This window comes from Paenibacillus oralis (assembly GCF_003863965.1).
GTDB lineage: Bacteria > Bacillota > Bacilli > Paenibacillales > Paenibacillaceae > Fontibacillus > Fontibacillus oralis.
Window position 1 is genome coordinate 6,921,448 of the sequence record NZ_RRCN01000001.1, and the last position, 15,063, is coordinate 6,936,510.

Sequence of the window (15,063 nt, forward strand, 5' to 3'; positions counted from 1 at the left end):
CCATGCGCTATTTCACGGCCACATAAAACAACCGGGCAGCGTCATCCCCCGCTTCGACCCACTCGAAGTCGGCGTAGCAGTTCACTTCGCGGAAGCCGCATTTCAGCAGTTCGCTTTTCATCCACGCCGGATCGTAGGCGCGCTGAGTATGCGTCTCTTCAAAACGGCGGTACAAGCCCGGCCCGTTTTCCTCTTCGCGGGCAAAGATCGTCAAATGGTGTTCGATCTCATTCCGGAACGGGTCGCGCGCGCACGTCCAAATATACCCCACCCGCGGTTCGTCCCAAACAAACGGCTGCTCCTCCTCGTACCGGATCAAAGTATTCGGGTGATGCACGTCGAACAGGAACGTCCCGCCGGGTTTCAATCCCTCGTATGTACGGCGGAAGGTGCGGACGATATCGTCCTCCTCCAGCAAATAATTGAGGCAATCGCAAAAAGAAATCACCGAATCGACCGGCTCCGGCATGGCCCATTCCGTCATATCCTGCTGCACCCAGCGCACGCTGCCTTCCCGGAACAGGCGGACGCCCTGGGGCGTGCCTTCCATTTTGCGCCGGGCCACCGCCAGCATGTCGGCGGATAAATCGATGCCCGTCACCTCGAAGCCGGAATTCACGAGCGGAATCGTGATGCTGCCCGTGCCGCAGCCGAGATCGACGACTGACTTCGGCATCCCGTGCCGCTCCCAGGCGGTGCGGGCAAAGCGGATCCAGTCCGGATACGGCATATCCTCCATCAGTTCGTCATATACGTAGGCAAATTTTCGATACGAAGCCATTTCGTCACCGCGCCTTTCTGAGATTTAGCCTATTCCGCGGCATTTCCTTCCCCGGCTTCAGGCTGCGTCAAGTATGTCCAGCTCTCCTTTTGCACGACCTTGCCTTCTTTCATCAGCTTGCCGAGCGCCCGCTTAAACGCCGCTTTGCTGATGCCGAAGCGCTGCTTGATCAGGTCGGGCGGCGTCGTGTCCGAATACGGCATGCCTCCGCCAGGCCGGCTGCGCAAATACGCCAAGATGCGCTCGGCGTCCTCGCCCATGCCGATTTCCTTGCGCGGGGCCATCGACAGATTGACGCGCCCGTCCTCGCGGACATGGGCGACCCGCACGTGGACGCTCTCGCCTAGCCGCAGCAAGCGGCCTCGCTCCGAGGCGTGGATCATGCCGATCGCGCCGAAGCCGAGCACGCCGCCCTGCACGATTACGAACGTGCCCATTTGCAGCGGCTTGTACACAAGCGCGTCTACCCAAGTGTTTTTCCACGACTGCGGGGCGTGAAACGTATGCGGAGCCAGCTCCTGTTCCCCGGCGAGCTTGGCCTTTAGCCGCCCCTGCTTGTCATGCTCCATGATCACATAAACATGGTCGCCCACCTGCGGATGCAGCTCCTTAAGCTCAGGCAGCTCGCGGATCGGAAGCAGCAGCTGCCGCCCCAGCCCCATCTCGAGAAAACAACCCAGCCGGGGATGCACGTCCGCCACCTCCAGCAAAGCGAGTTCGCCGAGCGTAAGCAGCGGTTTTTTCATCGTCGCCGCCAGCCGGTCCTCCGTATCGTAAAACAAAAACACATCCACCGTTTCGCCCGGCTTCACCTGCCGGGTCAGCTCGGAATAATGCAGCAGAACGTCCTGCCCGCCCGCACTGAGAAAATAGCCGTAAGGCGAAACCTCCCGGTCGATCGGCAAAGCAACGATAGTGCCCGCGACGAGACTCATACCGTCTCCACAACTTTGGCGTCCGACCAGAGCCGTTCGATGTTGTAATATTCGCGCTCATCGCGATGGAATACATGCACGACGACATCGCCCAGGTCCATCAGCACCCAGCGGGCGGAATCCATGCCCTCGATGCCGCGGATTTGCGCTCCGGCCTCCTGGGCCCGTTTCCGCACCTCGGTGGCGATCGCCTGCACCTGCGTATCCGAGTTGCCGTGGCAAATAACGAAATAATCGGCAATCAGGGAAATGCCTTTTAAATCAAGGGCCACGATGTTCATCGCTTTTTTATCGTCAGCAGCCTGAACCGCCAGGTTTAACAATTCATTTGATGTTACCGCCATTCATTCAGCCTCCTTGGTTTTTGCTCTTTGATTGATCAAATCGTTGCGCGCCAGCAGCGTCAGCGGAAAAATCGGTTTACCCTTCTCCAGCAAAAAAGAAATGGTCGAATCGAAGCCGGCGATCAGCGCGTCTTCCAGATTGGTCTCGGCCAACTCGCGAATCTTCTCCACGCCCGGAAACTCACGCCCCGGCTCCATATAATCGGCCAGGCAAACGATTTTGTCCAGCAGCGTCATGCCGACCCGGCCGGAGGTGTGGTAGCGGATCGCGTCAAGCACCTCCCGATCCTCCACGCCGTAATCCTTGCGGGCGATAAACGCGCCCACCTCGGCGTGCAGCAATTGCTTGTCATGCTCCAGCAGCTCGGCGTTGAGGCCGTTGTCACGGATGATCGCTTCCTGCTTGTCAATCGGCCAAAACTTGGCCAAATCATGCAGCAAGGCCGCCAGGTCCGCTTTGACCGGGTCGGCCCCGAAACGCCCCGCGAGGATAACGGCGGTTTCCATCACGCCCTCGACATGCTTCCAGCGTTTTGCCGGCATCTCCGACGAAACCGCCGCAATGAGCTCGTCACGACTGTATCCCATACAATCCGCTCCTTGTCATATAATCATGCACGGAATCCGGCACCATATACCTTACCGAACGCCCCTGCGCCAAGCGGCTGCGGATCAGGCTGGAAGAGATGTCGACCAGCGGCATTTCCGCCAGCCGCACCGCCTCCTGGATAAACGGAGGCAGCGCATCCAGCTCCAGAAAACTGCCCGGCCGCTGCAGCCCGATGAACGTGATCATTCCGGTCAAATCCTCGATCCCTTCCCATTTGGGCAGGTAATTCACCATATCCGCGCCGATAATAAAATACAAGTCCAGATCGGGATGTTGTTCCCGGATTTCCCGGATCGTATCCACCGTATAGGAGACGCCGCCCCGCTTGAGCTCAATGCCGAGCGGCTTGAAGGCGGGATGGCCCCCTATGGCCGCCTCGACCATCTCCAGCCGCTGCTTGCCGCTGACTCCGGCCCGGTGTTTGTGCGGCGGAATATGCGAGGGCATAAACCACACCTCTTCAAGAAGATGCTGTTCTCTGGCGGATTCCGCCGCAAGCAAATGGCCGAGGTGGATCGGATCAAACGCTCCGCCCATAATCCCGACTTTTTTCATGTTCGTTTCCCCCCGGGCAACCCTAAGGAAGCTCGATTTGTTTATATTCGCGCGATTCCTTGTACAGGACGATCGTGCGGCCGATGAGCTGCACCAGTTCCGCTCCGGCCCCCTCGGCCAGCTCTTCGGCAATTTCCTTGGGATCGTCCAGATTGTTGTTCAGCACGGAAATTTTGATCAGTTCGCGCCGTTCCAGCGCCTCCGCGATCTGGCGGACCATATGCTCGTTCGTTCCGCCTTTGCCGACCTGAAAAATCGGCTGCAGCCCGTGCGCCAAACTGCGCAAATAACGTTTTTGTTTTCCTGTTAGCATTGTATATTCAAGACTCCTTAACATTCAAATGTGCAATCCCCATACTGGCCATGACCGCCGCGCGCATCGCCCCGACCGGAGCCGGCAGGCCGGTCCAACGTTCAAACGCGTACGCGCCCTGGTAAATAAACATCCCGAGTCCGCTGTGGATCGTGCAGCCTTTTAGTTCGGCTCTCCGCAGCAGCTCCGTTTTCAGCGGATTGTAAATCAGATCGCTGACGACGATCCCTTCCGGAAGGAGATCGGGATCGATCGGGGTATCCTGCACATGCGGGTACATCCCTACCGATGTCGTATTGATCACAATATCCGCCGCTTGCAGATATTCCGCCGCTTCCCCCATGCCGCAGCCGCTTAGGCGGCCGAGATCGGCCCATTCCGCGGCCAGCTCGTTCGCTTTGTCCGCCGACCGGTTGGCCACAATGACATGCGCAGGACGTTCCAGCAGCAGCGCGTAAATAATGCCGCGGGCAGCGCCGCCAGCGCCCAACACGACCACGGTTTTGCCGGTCAGATCGGGCACCGCTTCCTCTTTCAAGGAACGGATATACCCGATGCCGTCGGTATTGTACCCCGTCAGCGTACCGCCGTCATTGACCACCGTGTTGACGGCGCCGATATAACGCGCCCCTTCGTCGATCCGGTCCAAATATTTCATTACTTCCAATTTATGCGGGACGGTGACGTTGATGCCGCGAAAACCAAGCGCCCCGATCCCTTGCAAGGCCTCCTCCAGCCGCTCGCTTTTGACATGAAACGGCAGGTAAGACCCGGCAAGTCCGCAAGCCTTCATCGCCGCTTCGTGCATGGCCGGCGATTTGGAATGGATGATCGGATCGCCGATCACCCCGAGCAGCAGCGGCAGCTTGTCTTTTTCTTGATCGTTCATATTTCTTCCCCCTAGGCCACCCTCAAAATCAAATTAAAGAACGCCGCACCAGCACCTTGATTCCTTTCGGAACATGGACGGCCACGACGGCCCCGGCGTCGCTGTTGATTTTAATCCAGCCCAGGCCGGAAATGAACAGATCGCTGCTGCTCCCTTTGTCAACCCGGAACTCGTGCCGCGTCCACGCTGGGAGCTTGTCTAAGTTTTCCCGGCTTGGCGGCGCCAGCATCTCGCCCGCATGCTCCGCGAACAGCTCATCCGCCCGCGCCAGCTTCGTCCGGTGAATCGGCACGCGCCCGCTGACGAAGCAGGTGAACGATTGCCGATCCCCTTGCACGAAATCAAAACGTCCGAATCCGCCGAAAAACAACGTCTGCCCTTCATTCAGCTGATACACCGCCGGCTTCAGCGGCTTCTCCGGCAAAATGACGCCCAGATCTCCAGGGGCGACCATTTCGCTGTACCGCGAAGGATACACGATGCCCGGCGTATCGATGATCTCTCGGCCGTCATCAAGCGGTATATGAACCATATCGAGCGTCGTGCCCGGATAACGCGAAACGGTGAGCTCCTGCTCCAAATCGCTGTAATCGCGGATCAGCCGGTTGATGAGCGACGACTTGCCGACATTGGTCGCCCCGACCACGTATACGTCGCGATCGCCGCGGTGGGCCGCCACCGCCTCCAGCAGGCGGTCAAAACCGCTGTTTTGCTTGGCGCTGCACAGCACGACGTCCTCCACCTTCAGCCCCATATCCTTCGCTTCCTTTTGCACCCAGTTCCGCACCTTGTTCCAGTTCGTCACCTTCGGCAGCAGATCGATCTTGTTCACGGCGAGCAGCACCGGATTGTTGCCGATAAACCGCTGCAGCCCGGAGATGACGCTGCCCTGAAAATCGAACAGATCCACGATATGGATGACAAGCGCTTTTTTGCTGCCGATTTGCGCCAGCAGCCGCAGGAATTCATCCTGCTCCACCGTCACCGAAGACGATTCGTTGTAATTTTTGATGCGAAAACAGCGTTGGCAAATCACCGGCTCTTTGGCGAGCGCTCCGCTCGGGACATATCCCGGCTTATCCTGCGCCTCGCTTTGCAGCGTGATGCCGCACCCGCTGCAGCGAAGTCCGTTTGCTGTTCCCCGTACCTCCGTCATCGTTTTTTTTCCTCCTCCAGCCATAATCCAACCTTGCCCAGCCGCCGTTTGACGAAACGCTCCAACAGCCGGTTGATGCGCGTTCCCAGCCCTTCGTCCTGCACGGAGATCGGCAGCACCAGAATGGTGAACAGGTCCAGGCGGTTGCCGCCGAACACGTCGGTCATCATCTGGTCGCCAACCACCACCGTTTCCTGCGGCGTCAGCTCCATCATTTCCATCGCCCGGCGGAACGCCGCAGCGGACGGTTTTTTGGCCGCATGCACAAACTCGATATTTAAAGGGGTCGCAAACACCGACACCCTGTCCAAATTATTGTTCGACACAATGACCAGTTTAAACCCGCATTTTTTCACCTTCCCGAACCATTCGATCAACTCGGGCGTGGCAAGCGGCGCCTTCGCCCCGACCAAGGTGTTGTCCAAATCGGTGATGATGCCCCGGTAGCCCTTGGCGTACAGCTCATCAAGGTCGATTTCGAACACGCTGTCGACGCGTTTTTTCGGTATGAATATCTCAAACAATTATGTTCACCTCAGTTTCCATACGACAAACTATACCATAATCTGCCGCCCAATGCCTACATTTTGAGAGGTAGTTCAAAAAGTCATCTTTTGATCACGAAGTGTGAACTATGGGGATTAATCGACATCGAATCTTGAATTCAGCCGGGCCTAAGCATATGCTTCCGAAGCATGTTTCCTGCGGAAACATTTCAGTTACTCACGTACCCAAAACGTACGCTCCGCTCTGACGTCCCTAGCTTCATCCGACCTAAAGCGTTTTGAAAAAACGCACTTCGAAAGCATACGCTTCGGTGCTGAAAACCTGACTTTTTGAACTCTCAATTTAAAAGAAAACGCCCCCTCGCGCGGGAGGCGCGGGGGAACGCAAATTTAGCGTTGATTCACCAGCTTAAGGCTGCAAAGGCAGCTCGCGGTTCGGACCGCCGCGTCTGCTCATCCGCTTGAGCAGATCGCGGGTGAGACGACGGACCGCTTGCCACTCTTCCTCCGAGACGGAGGCGGAGCTGTAGTTCGCTTTTTCGAAGCTGGCCAGCAGCGGGTCGAGCGCGCCGGACAAATGCGGCTTCTCCCGCTTCCAGCGGGCGAACGTTTCCCGCAGCGTTTCCTGGTCGCCGCGCGTCAGTCCTCTGACCCGCAGCCTTTTGACCACCCGCAGCGTCTCGAACACCGTCTTCTCGCCGGGCGTTAACGGCCGGCCCAGGCGCAGCCGAAGCCATGCAAAGTAAAGCTCGTTCCGCACCTGATACAGCCCCCAAGCCAGCAGCACGGCCAGCGCGCTCAAAGATACGCGGCGAAGCACGGCAGGGTCGATCTTATCCAGGAAGCTTTCTTCTATGGCTGCGGTTTCCGTCTCTTGGGCGGGCTCCGGCGCCAGCGTCTCCACGCTGTCCTCCTCGGCCAGCAAAATCGGCGCGTCAAAGCCGGGCGTCGCCTCAAACGGAACCCAGCCGTAGTCGCCAAAGTACAGCTCAGTCCAAGAGTGGGCGTCGGCGTTGCTCACCGTGTAATCTCCGCTAATCCCCGGGTTTCGCATCATCATTTCCTCGCTCGGCTGGGTTCCCGGCGCATAGCCTTTCACCCATCTGGCCGGAACCCCCAGCGACCGGGCCATGATCGCCATCGCCGTCGAATAATAATCGCAGTAGCCCTGCTTGATTTCGAACAAAAAGCCGTCAACGAAGTCGCCGCTTTCCCGCCGGGACAAATCCGGCTTGTTTGTATATTCGAAGTTTTGCCGCAAATAAGCCTGCAGCAGCTCCATTTTCTCATACGGCGTGGCTCCTTCCGCCGTGACCTCCTGCGCCAGATCCTTCACCCGCTGCGGCAGGCTGTCCGGAAGCTGCAAGTACTCCTCGTCCAGGGGCTCCGGATACAGTGAGTCATAATCGGCCTGCTTCAGCTCCTGCAGCGGAATGAGCGGAATATTCGCCACAACCTTGTATTTTCGCGGGTAATCCGGCAGGTCGCCGGGATCGCGGTACCCGTTCCAGAACAGTTCGCCTTCCCGCCGGGCCCAGCGCATATCGGCAGACTGCTGCCGGTCGTCCAGCAGCTCGACACTCTCCATCGCATAGCCTCCGAACAGCACCGGATATTCCTGGTCAGTGTTCATCGTAATGATTTGTTCAACCTGTCTCGTCTCGATCTTACCGGGACGATCCGCAGCAAGCGGCCCATCGGAGGGCGCCCCCCTATACCGCTCGGTTTGCCTCGGTTCATCCTCAAGATCGGCCCAGCCTTTCCCCGAGTAGATCCGGCGGGTTTCCCCGCGCCAATAAGACCTGACGGGCGTGGATACCGACATGACCGGCGTATAGCTGAATTCGAAGCCGTCGCCCAAGTCCTTGTCATCCCGGCTGTATCCGGACATGATTTCCTCCTGGGACACGATCGTTCCAGTGGTTTCTACAACGCCCGAAAGCGTTGTTCCGGCATCGCCCCCCGCTCCGCCGCTTCGCTTGATCCAGGCCGTGTAGGGATCGGTCAGCGTCGGCGAAACCGCCGGCATGCTGATGCCGATCAGCAGGACGCAAGCAAATACGAGGGCGATGTTTATAGCGACCTTGATCGGCTGCCGCCGGAGCCGCTGCCATCCTTGCGGATATTTCAGCCGGTACTCGTAAAAATGCCAGCTGGCCAGCCAGCCAAGTCCGGCAAAAACGAGCCAAGCGACATTGGACCATAGATAATAGGAAGTAAAAGAGTCCAAAATCGTGAAAGCCAATAGATGTGCGGCCAGAAACAGCAGGATGCGTTTGCGGCCGACGACCAGCCGAACGGCCAACTCCAGCAGCGCCCAAGCCGCCAGCGAAAACCAGATATACGGAACGAACGAAAGCGCCATGCCGCGGATCTGATCGGGAAACAACGGCCCGTAAGGGACGTAAACGCCGTAGCCGGTCAAGACGATCCGCCATCCGGCGAGAACAAGTGCGATTTTGACCGTCCATTTCCAGGCCGCCTTAATCGGCAGCAGCACTTCGATAAGCGCTATGGTAATGACAGTGACCGTGACCAGCGTGGTCGTGACCGAAAACCATATCGGCTCTGTGAATTCGATCCACTGCATGGCGATGACTGTCAGCCAGAGCATGACGAGCAGCCGGTACGAAAACCATTTCCAGTGCGGCGCCGTCGTCATCATAACCTCACACCTCCCACGGCTGCGGGCAACTCGCCCAGGGAAGCGATATGAACGCCCCGCAGTCCCCGCTCGTGAAGCGTCTGCTGCCAAGCGGATGGCTGGCTCCGATTCGCCCGCGGATGGGCGAACGCGGAGTTCTCCCGGCCGATTTGGATATGATACGGCACCATTTGCCGCGTTTTGGCCCAACGCAGCATGCCCAGCGCTTTGTCATCGGCCAGCGGGCTGATGAGAATAAAAAACGCTCCCGGCGGAAACCATTCTTTATGCGAATCCAGCTTGTCGAGAGGGTTGCCGTAGCCGTCCGCGTCGATGTCCACGAGATGATGGATCATCTGTTGACGTTCGAGATAACCTTCGGCGGGGGCAAACAGACGGAACGCTTTTCCCATCGTGCCCATTCCCATAATGATCCGCGCCCTTGCCCCATACTCCAGCAAAGAAGCGGCCGTCGACACGGCCAGCTCGAACTGGGCTGCGCTCGCATAGCTGGCCATATGGGCGTCGAGCAGCAAAATCGTCTTCGGCAGCGACTCATGTTCGAACTCCTTGGACTTCCACGCCCCGGTTTTGGCCGTAGCGTTCCAGTGAATCCGTGAGATTCGGTCGCCGTATACGTAATCGCGAACCCCATTAATCTGCGTCGTTTCCCGCCGCGAAAGGGAGATGGCCGTCTCCGGCCCGGCCAGACGCGAATTGCGGCTGTACAGCTCCCAATGCGGAATGAACACGGTGCGCGGCAAAATGCGGAACTCCCCGCCGTACTGGACCGTTCCCGTATGCTCCATCAATCCGAAAATATCCTGGGCACTGCAGGTCGTGCCGGCAAAGACGTATTTGCCCCGTTCAAGCGGAGGCGTCTTGTACACCAGTTCCGCGCGTCCGCGAAAATACGGGACCACGCTGTCCTCAAACGCCCAGGTATCGCCGTTGTGCCGCTTCAGGGTCTCGCGGATGACGAGGTACGGCAGCGGCATAAACGCCGGAAGCTGCAGTTGAAGCCTGACGAGCACCTGCCCGCCCGCTTGCAGCACCCCGCCGCGTTCTTCGAGCGCTAAATTCCTCGCACCCCGGATCCGCTTGACGCCGCCAAGCCCCCCGAGCGCCCAATAAGCGGCCAGCACCGTTACCATCATCAACAACATGAACGAAGTCTTGCCGCCCTGAAACAAAAGGTACAGGAGGCAGATCAGCCATACGGCGGCCACTCCCCAAAATTTCCGGGCGGCAAGCCCCGCTTTAACTCCTTCAAGAATCGCCCGCATAGTTATCGTCCTACGGAAACCGGCACCTGAACCTGCCGTATGATTTGCTCCAGAACCTGGGCGGCATGGATTTGTCCCAACCGGGATTCCGGACGGAGCAAAATCCGGTGCCCGAGCACGTACGGCGCCAGCGTCTTGATGTCATCCGGCAGCACGAAATCCCGCTGCTGCAAAAAAGCGTACGCTTTGGCGGCCAGCACGAAGGCCAGTGAGGCGCGCGGCGAAGCTCCGAGCAGCACATCCTGGTGCTCGCGCGTGCGGCGGACGATTTCCAGCAGGTAATCGGTCAGCGCTTCGCTGATGTAAACATCGCGGATTTCGTGCTGAATGGCCGCGATTTCATCCATCGTCGTCACCGGCTGCAGCTGATCGACCGGCTGCCCCTGGCTGTGGGAGCGGAGCATCGTTTTTTCGGTGTCCGCATCAGGGTAACCGAGCCCGATCTTCAGCATAAACCGGTCCAATTGAGCCTCCGGAAGCATATAAGTCCCTTCGAAATCGATCGGATTCTGGGTTGCGCACAGCATGAAAGGCCGAGGCAGCTCATAGGTGAGGCCGTCGGCGGTCACACTGCGCTCCTCCATCACTTCCAGCAGCGCGGACTGCGTTTTTGTGGTCGCGCGGTTGATTTCGTCGGCCAGCAAAATATTGGTCATGACCGGCCCGGGCCGGAATACGAAGCGTTCCTCATGGGGATGAAACACCGATACGCCCGTGATATCACTGGGCAAAATGTCGGGATTGCATTGAATCCGCCGGTAATCGCCGCGCATGGACTTGGCCAGGGCTTTGATCAGCTGCGTTTTCCCCGTACCCGGGACATCCTCGATTAATACATGTCCGCCGGCAAGCAGCGCGGAGAGCAGGAGATGGATTTCAAAAGATTTTCCTAAAATGCACGATTCCAAATTGTTTTTTACGGCGGTTAAAGTTCGTATCGATTGCTCTTGTACGGGCACGTGTTTTTCCCTCCCAAATAGAACCTGTATATATCTACCTATTTTACATGAAGATAGATTGAGAGTACACTCGCCTGCCCGCAAAAGCCGGGTTGCTATTTATTTCCTAACCTTTTGGCCGGACGACCAACGCCGCCAGGAAGGAGAAGATGATCGCTGAAGAAATCCCTGCGCTGGTCACTTCGAATATGCCGGTAATGACCCCGATCCAGCCATCGTGCTGAAGTTCGGTCAGCGCCCCGTGAACCAGGGAGTTCCCGAAGCTGGTGATCGGCACGGAAGCCCCCGCCCCGGCGAATTTGACAAGCGGATCGTACCAGCCTAACCCATCCATGATCGCCCCCACAACGACCAGCGTGCTCATCGTATGCGCCGGTGTCAATTTAAGTACGTCGAACATCAGCTGTCCGACAACGCAGATCAGCCCTCCGACCACAAACGCCCAAACATAAATCATGATTCGTTTTCCTCCTTTTCCAGAGCGACCGCATGGGCAATGCAAGGAATGCTCTCCCCCTGCTGATAGGACAGCGGGGACAAAAGCGCTCCGGTGGCAACGACCAGTACGCGGCTTAACTCCTTGTTTTTTAATTTTTGCAAAAGCGAACCGTAAGTGACCACGGCGGAACACCCGCAGCCGCTGCCTCCCGCCATGACGAAAGGCTGTTTATCGCGGTCGTAGATCATCAGCCCGCAATCGTTAAATTCCGTTTTGTTCATCTGGACGCCGTCTTTGGCCAAAATATCTTGGACAATAGCATGTCCGACCGACGCAAGGTCCCCAGTGACGATCAAGTCGTAATCCTCCGGTCCCCGCCCGGTGTCGCGAAAATGGGAAACGAGCGTATCCGCGGCCGCGGGCGCCATCGCCGCCCCCATGTTGAACGGGTCCTTTACGCCGAGGTCCTGGATGCGGCCGATCGTCGCATGCGTGATCCGCGGTCCCTTTCCCTCAGAGGACACGACGGCGCACCCCGACCCGGTTATCGTATACTGGGCCGTCGCCGGCTTCTGTGAGCCGTATTCCGTCGGATAACGGAACTGCTTCTCCACCGTGCAATTATGGCTCGCCGTGCCGGCCATCACGTATCGTCCGGCTCCGCTATCCGCAATCAACGCGGCCAGCGCCAAACTCTCCATGGAAGTGGAGCAGGCGCCGAAGACGCCGAGATACGGAGCGGCGATGGCCCTGGCCGCGAACGTGGCGGAAATGATCTGGTTCATCAAATCGCCGCCGACAAAGCAGGACAGCTCTTCCCGGGCGATTCCCGCGTTGACCAGAGCAAGGGCGGAAGCATGCTCGAGCAGCTTGCGTTCGGCCTTCTCCCACGTCTTCTCGTCGATTTCCAGATTGTCGTATACAAAATCAAAGGTACCGCCTAATGGTCCGTCCCCTTCCTCAGGACCGACGACCGTGGCCGCCCCGACGATGGCCGGTTTGGATCGGAACTCCCATGTTTGTGCGCCGATAAGCATCAGTGGCCTCCCTCCAAACCGAAAATCGCATAAATCACCCCTACGACAAATGCGGCCACCACGCCAAACACGACCACCGATCCCGCCAGCTTGAACATATTGGCCCCTACGCCAAGCACCAGCCCTTCCGCCCGGGATTCGATGGCGGAGGAGCACATCGAATTGGCGAAGCCCGTGACGGGGACGGCGGTGCCTGCCCCGGCCCATTGCGCGATTTTATCGTACACCCCAAGCGAGGTGAGAATGACGGAAATCAAAATCAGCACGGCGACGGTCGGGCTGCTCGCTTCCCTGGAAGTCATCCCGGCAAATGTCATGAACAACTGCTGGATACCTTGTCCGACTAGACAAATGAAACCGCCGACCAGAAAAGCTTTAAGGCAATTGCCCCAAATGTTCGGCTTCGGCTTATGCTCATCGGCAACCTGCTTGTACTCCTCTTCCGTCAGCAGCAGATGGTTCAGCTTCACCCGGGCGCCCGGTTTACTTTTTGTTGGCAAACGGTATCCCTCCTTTTTCTGCTCATGCCTTATAAGCACGGTATATTCATTATTTGTCAGTGCCCGGCTTGTTATGTTTGGTAAATCATCCATAGCTGGCATCGGCAAAAAAACAAAACCCGCCAAAGATCGCTTAGGCGGGTTCGGGACACCGGGCATTGGGTGAAAATGATTAGCGTAGTCAACGGAACTGGCGTCCAAGGCGTCCTATTTGTTTTTAAAGAAGCAGAAGAATGATGACCAACAGGATAAAGAGAAGACAGATCAACAGCCAATCCATGGAGCGGAGTTCCATACTTGTGCCTCCCTTATTTGGCCCCTTGCTTGCTGCAGTATATGCACCGCTATGGATTTGGTGCTTGGTCCGGCGTTAAAGAACAGGCCTTTCCAGGCTCATGGACAATCGGAATCAGGTAGTTCATACTAAGTAAGGAGCGTATGGATTTGCCATTTGCAGGAAAAAAAGGAGAGAAGCAAAATGAATGAAAAAACGCAGCAGCTGTTTAAACAGCTGACCGAATTTCCGGCGGCCCCCGGGTTTGAGCGGGAGCTGCGCGCTTTCGTTAAGGACAAAATGTCCCTTTATACAGAGGAGTTCGTGCAGGACCGGCTCGGCAGTTTGTTTGGAGTACTGCGCGGCGATGAGCAGGGGCCGCGGGTCATGGTCGCCGGTCATTTTGACGAGGTAGGCTTTATGACCACCGGCATCAGCGATAACGGGATGGTGTCTTTTCAGCCGCTCGGGGGCTGGTGGAGCCAGGCGGTATTGGCGCAGCGCCTGCAGATCATTACGCCGAAGGGGAACATCGTCGGCGTGGTCGGATCAACGCCTCCCCACCTGCTGGATGAAGCGCAGCGCGGCAAGCCGGTCGAGTTGAAATCGATGTACCTCGATATCGGCGCCGACAGCCGCGAGGAAGCGGAAGCGGCCGGCGTGCAGATCGGGCAGCAGATTTTGCCGATTTGCGAGTTTACACCGCTCGTCAACCCGAAAAAAATCATGGCCAAAGCCTGGGATAACCGGTATGGCGTCGGTCTGGCGATCCAGCTGTTGGAAGCTTTACACCAGGAAAAACTGCCGAACGTTCTCTACTGCGGAGCGAACGTGCAGGAGGAATTGGGCACGCGGGGAGCCCGCACGGCGGCCAATCTGATTCAGCCGGACATCTTTTTTGCGCTGGACGCCAGCGCGGCGAACGATATGACCGGCGACAAACGCGCCTTCGGCAAGCTGGGCGAAGGGGCGCTGCTGCGGGTGTTCGACCCGACGATGCTGACGCATCGGGGGCTGGTGGAATATATCCGGGACACGGCGGATACGCACCGCATCAAATACCAATATTTTGTGTCCACGGGCGGAACCGACGCCGGCCCGGTACATTTGAGCGGCATCGGCGTGCCTTCGGGCGTGATCGGCATCTGCTCGCGGTACATCCACACCTCGTCGTCCATCATCCATACCGACGACTACGCGGCCGCCAAGGAACTGCTGATCCGGCTGGTCAAAGGACTTGACCGCACTACGCTGGCCACCATCCTGGAGCAGAGCTGACTGAACGGCGGGTGAGCTTCCCGTACATCTTGCCAGCCTGTTTGGCTTCCGTTTGCGCATAGCAGCTGGCAGCTACTTTTCGCGTAGATCGGCGGTTGAAGCTTCCCTGTCTCACTCTAACGGACCGGAGCGCCGTTATTCCGGCGAAATCGCGGGCTTTTAAAATCTAACGGACACCAGAGACCTTATTGAGCATATAATGGCATGTTTTTAGTCGTTTTCCCGCAAATAAGTGCTCCCCAGTCCGTTAGAAGTTGAAACTCCGCTTTTTAGGGCAAATAAGGCCGCTCAGGTCCGTTAGCCGCTTACGGGGTTGCGATGGTTCTACGCCAGAGGTTGCCCCATTCGTATACGGTAGGTCAGCCATCAATACCATAAATCCAAAAATGGGATATATAGTACTTACATCCTATTGACTCCATGTTTTTCCTTCTTTTTCTAGAACCAAAGTCATCCCCTTAAAGTCCCCTATTATTGAAAATTTTTTGAATTTACCGAAAATTTTATGAAATATCACATCCCCTCCACCGATATAAGTAGTATGTTCCTATTTGTGG

16 protein-coding genes are annotated in these 15,063 nt (G+C 57.5%); 1 reads left to right on the forward strand and 15 read right to left on the reverse strand.

Features of this window, described 5'->3' with window-relative positions; genetic code table 11:
* Window positions 1–7: 7 nt before the first annotated feature.
* The 15 genes from EHV15_RS30885 to spoVAC all read right to left on the reverse strand — a co-directional run bounded on the left by EHV15_RS30885 (window position 8) and on the right by spoVAC (window position 12,954).
* Complete coding sequence (locus tag EHV15_RS30885) at window positions 8–781, reverse strand: class I SAM-dependent DNA methyltransferase (protein WP_128634633.1); 774 nt, start codon at window positions 779–781, stop codon at window positions 8–10.
* Window positions 782–810: 29 nt separating this feature from the next.
* The gene (locus EHV15_RS30890; protein ID WP_128634634.1) at window positions 811–1,716 is read right to left on the reverse strand and encodes a CvfB family protein; all 906 of its coding nucleotides are present in this window, start codon (window positions 1,714–1,716) and stop codon (window positions 811–813) included.
* Window positions 1,713–2,060, reverse strand: coding sequence for a ribosome silencing factor (gene rsfS / locus EHV15_RS30895; protein WP_036621073.1), 348 nt, complete (start codon window positions 2,058–2,060; stop codon window positions 1,713–1,715). The genes EHV15_RS30890 and rsfS overlap by 4 nt, the downstream gene beginning before the upstream one ends.
* Window positions 2,061–2,648, reverse strand: coding sequence for a bis(5'-nucleosyl)-tetraphosphatase (symmetrical) YqeK (yqeK, locus tag EHV15_RS30900; RefSeq protein ID WP_128634635.1), 588 nt, complete (start codon window positions 2,646–2,648; stop codon window positions 2,061–2,063).
* Window positions 2,632–3,225 (reverse strand): nicotinate-nucleotide adenylyltransferase, encoded by a 594-nt coding sequence (locus EHV15_RS30905; RefSeq protein ID WP_128634636.1) that lies wholly within the window; start codon window positions 3,223–3,225, stop codon window positions 2,632–2,634. The genes yqeK and EHV15_RS30905 overlap by 17 nt, the downstream gene beginning before the upstream one ends.
* A gap of 22 nt (window positions 3,226–3,247) precedes the next feature.
* Window positions 3,248–3,538 carry a ribosome assembly RNA-binding protein YhbY gene (gene yhbY, locus EHV15_RS30910; protein ID WP_128634637.1) on the reverse strand — a complete coding sequence of 97 codons (291 nt, stop codon included), beginning with the start codon at window positions 3,536–3,538 and terminating at the stop codon, window positions 3,248–3,250.
* A gap of 7 nt (window positions 3,539–3,545) precedes the next feature.
* Window positions 3,546–4,427: a shikimate dehydrogenase gene (locus EHV15_RS30915; protein ID WP_128634638.1), complete on the reverse strand. Its 882-nt coding sequence runs from the start codon at window positions 4,425–4,427 to the stop codon at window positions 3,546–3,548.
* Between the two features lie 28 nt (window positions 4,428–4,455).
* Complete coding sequence (gene yqeH / locus EHV15_RS30920; protein WP_128634639.1) at window positions 4,456–5,583, reverse strand: ribosome biogenesis GTPase YqeH; 1,128 nt, start codon at window positions 5,581–5,583, stop codon at window positions 4,456–4,458.
* The gene (locus tag EHV15_RS30925) at window positions 5,580–6,107 is read right to left on the reverse strand and encodes a YqeG family HAD IIIA-type phosphatase (protein WP_128634640.1); all 528 of its coding nucleotides are present in this window, start codon (window positions 6,105–6,107) and stop codon (window positions 5,580–5,582) included. Before EHV15_RS30925 ends, yqeH begins: the two co-directional genes overlap by 4 nt.
* Window positions 6,108–6,498: 391 nt before the next feature.
* Window positions 6,499–8,754 (reverse strand): DUF4129 domain-containing transglutaminase family protein, encoded by a 2,256-nt coding sequence (locus EHV15_RS30930; protein WP_128634641.1) that lies wholly within the window; start codon window positions 8,752–8,754, stop codon window positions 6,499–6,501.
* Window positions 8,751–10,019: a DUF58 domain-containing protein gene (locus EHV15_RS30935; protein ID WP_128634642.1), complete on the reverse strand. Its 1,269-nt coding sequence runs from the start codon at window positions 10,017–10,019 to the stop codon at window positions 8,751–8,753. Before EHV15_RS30935 ends, EHV15_RS30930 begins: the two co-directional genes overlap by 4 nt.
* Before the next feature lie 2 nt (window positions 10,020–10,021).
* Window positions 10,022–10,978, reverse strand: coding sequence for an AAA family ATPase (locus tag EHV15_RS30940; protein ID WP_128634643.1), 957 nt, complete (start codon window positions 10,976–10,978; stop codon window positions 10,022–10,024).
* A gap of 106 nt (window positions 10,979–11,084) precedes the next feature.
* Entirely contained in the window at window positions 11,085–11,435 is a 351-nt protein-coding gene (gene spoVAE / locus EHV15_RS30945; RefSeq protein WP_128634644.1) for a stage V sporulation protein AE, read from the reverse strand.
* Window positions 11,432–12,454: a stage V sporulation protein AD gene (gene spoVAD / locus EHV15_RS30950; RefSeq protein WP_128634645.1), complete on the reverse strand. Its 1,023-nt coding sequence runs from the start codon at window positions 12,452–12,454 to the stop codon at window positions 11,432–11,434. The genes spoVAE and spoVAD overlap by 4 nt, the downstream gene beginning before the upstream one ends.
* A complete protein-coding gene (gene spoVAC, locus EHV15_RS30955; RefSeq protein WP_246061834.1) occupies window positions 12,454–12,954 on the reverse strand; it encodes a stage V sporulation protein AC in 501 nt (166 codons plus the stop codon). The genes spoVAD and spoVAC overlap by 1 nt, the downstream gene beginning before the upstream one ends.
* A 478-nt stretch (window positions 12,955–13,432) precedes the next feature.
* On the opposite strand from spoVAC, the gene EHV15_RS30960 reads away from it, so the two are divergent.
* Window positions 13,433–14,506: a M42 family metallopeptidase gene (locus tag EHV15_RS30960; RefSeq protein ID WP_128634647.1), complete on the forward strand. Its 1,074-nt coding sequence runs from the start codon at window positions 13,433–13,435 to the stop codon at window positions 14,504–14,506.
* Window positions 14,507–15,063: the final 557 nt, after the last annotated feature.

Coding starts and splice junctions, on each gene's coding strand:
- EHV15_RS30935 (WP_128634642.1), bottom strand. CDS start 10,019: ATGCGGGCGATTCTTGAAGGAGTTAAAGCGGGGCTTGCCGCCCGGAAA.
- spoVAE (WP_128634644.1), bottom strand. CDS start 11,435: ATGATTTATGTTTGGGCGTTTGTGGTCGGAGGGCTGATCTGCGTTGTC.
- EHV15_RS30960 (WP_128634647.1), top strand. CDS start 13,433: ATGAATGAAAAAACGCAGCAGCTGTTTAAACAGCTGACCGAATTTCCG.
- yqeH (WP_128634639.1), bottom strand. CDS start 5,583: ATGACGGAGGTACGGGGAACAGCAAACGGACTTCGCTGCAGCGGGTGC.
- yhbY (WP_128634637.1), bottom strand. CDS start 3,538: ATGCTAACAGGAAAACAAAAACGTTATTTGCGCAGTTTGGCGCACGGG.
- EHV15_RS30905 (WP_128634636.1), bottom strand. CDS start 3,225: ATGAAAAAAGTCGGGATTATGGGCGGAGCGTTTGATCCGATCCACCTC.
- rsfS (WP_036621073.1), bottom strand. CDS start 2,060: ATGGCGGTAACATCAAATGAATTGTTAAACCTGGCGGTTCAGGCTGCT.
- EHV15_RS30915 (WP_128634638.1), bottom strand. CDS start 4,427: ATGAACGATCAAGAAAAAGACAAGCTGCCGCTGCTGCTCGGGGTGATC.
- EHV15_RS30890 (WP_128634634.1), bottom strand. CDS start 1,716: ATGAGTCTCGTCGCGGGCACTATCGTTGCTTTGCCGATCGACCGGGAG.
- EHV15_RS30885 (WP_128634633.1), bottom strand. CDS start 781: ATGGCTTCGTATCGAAAATTTGCCTACGTATATGACGAACTGATGGAG.
- spoVAD (WP_128634645.1), bottom strand. CDS start 12,454: ATGCTTATCGGCGCACAAACATGGGAGTTCCGATCCAAACCGGCCATC.
- EHV15_RS30930 (WP_128634641.1), bottom strand. CDS start 8,754: ATGATGACGACGGCGCCGCACTGGAAATGGTTTTCGTACCGGCTGCTC.
- yqeK (WP_128634635.1), bottom strand. CDS start 2,648: ATGGGATACAGTCGTGACGAGCTCATTGCGGCGGTTTCGTCGGAGATG.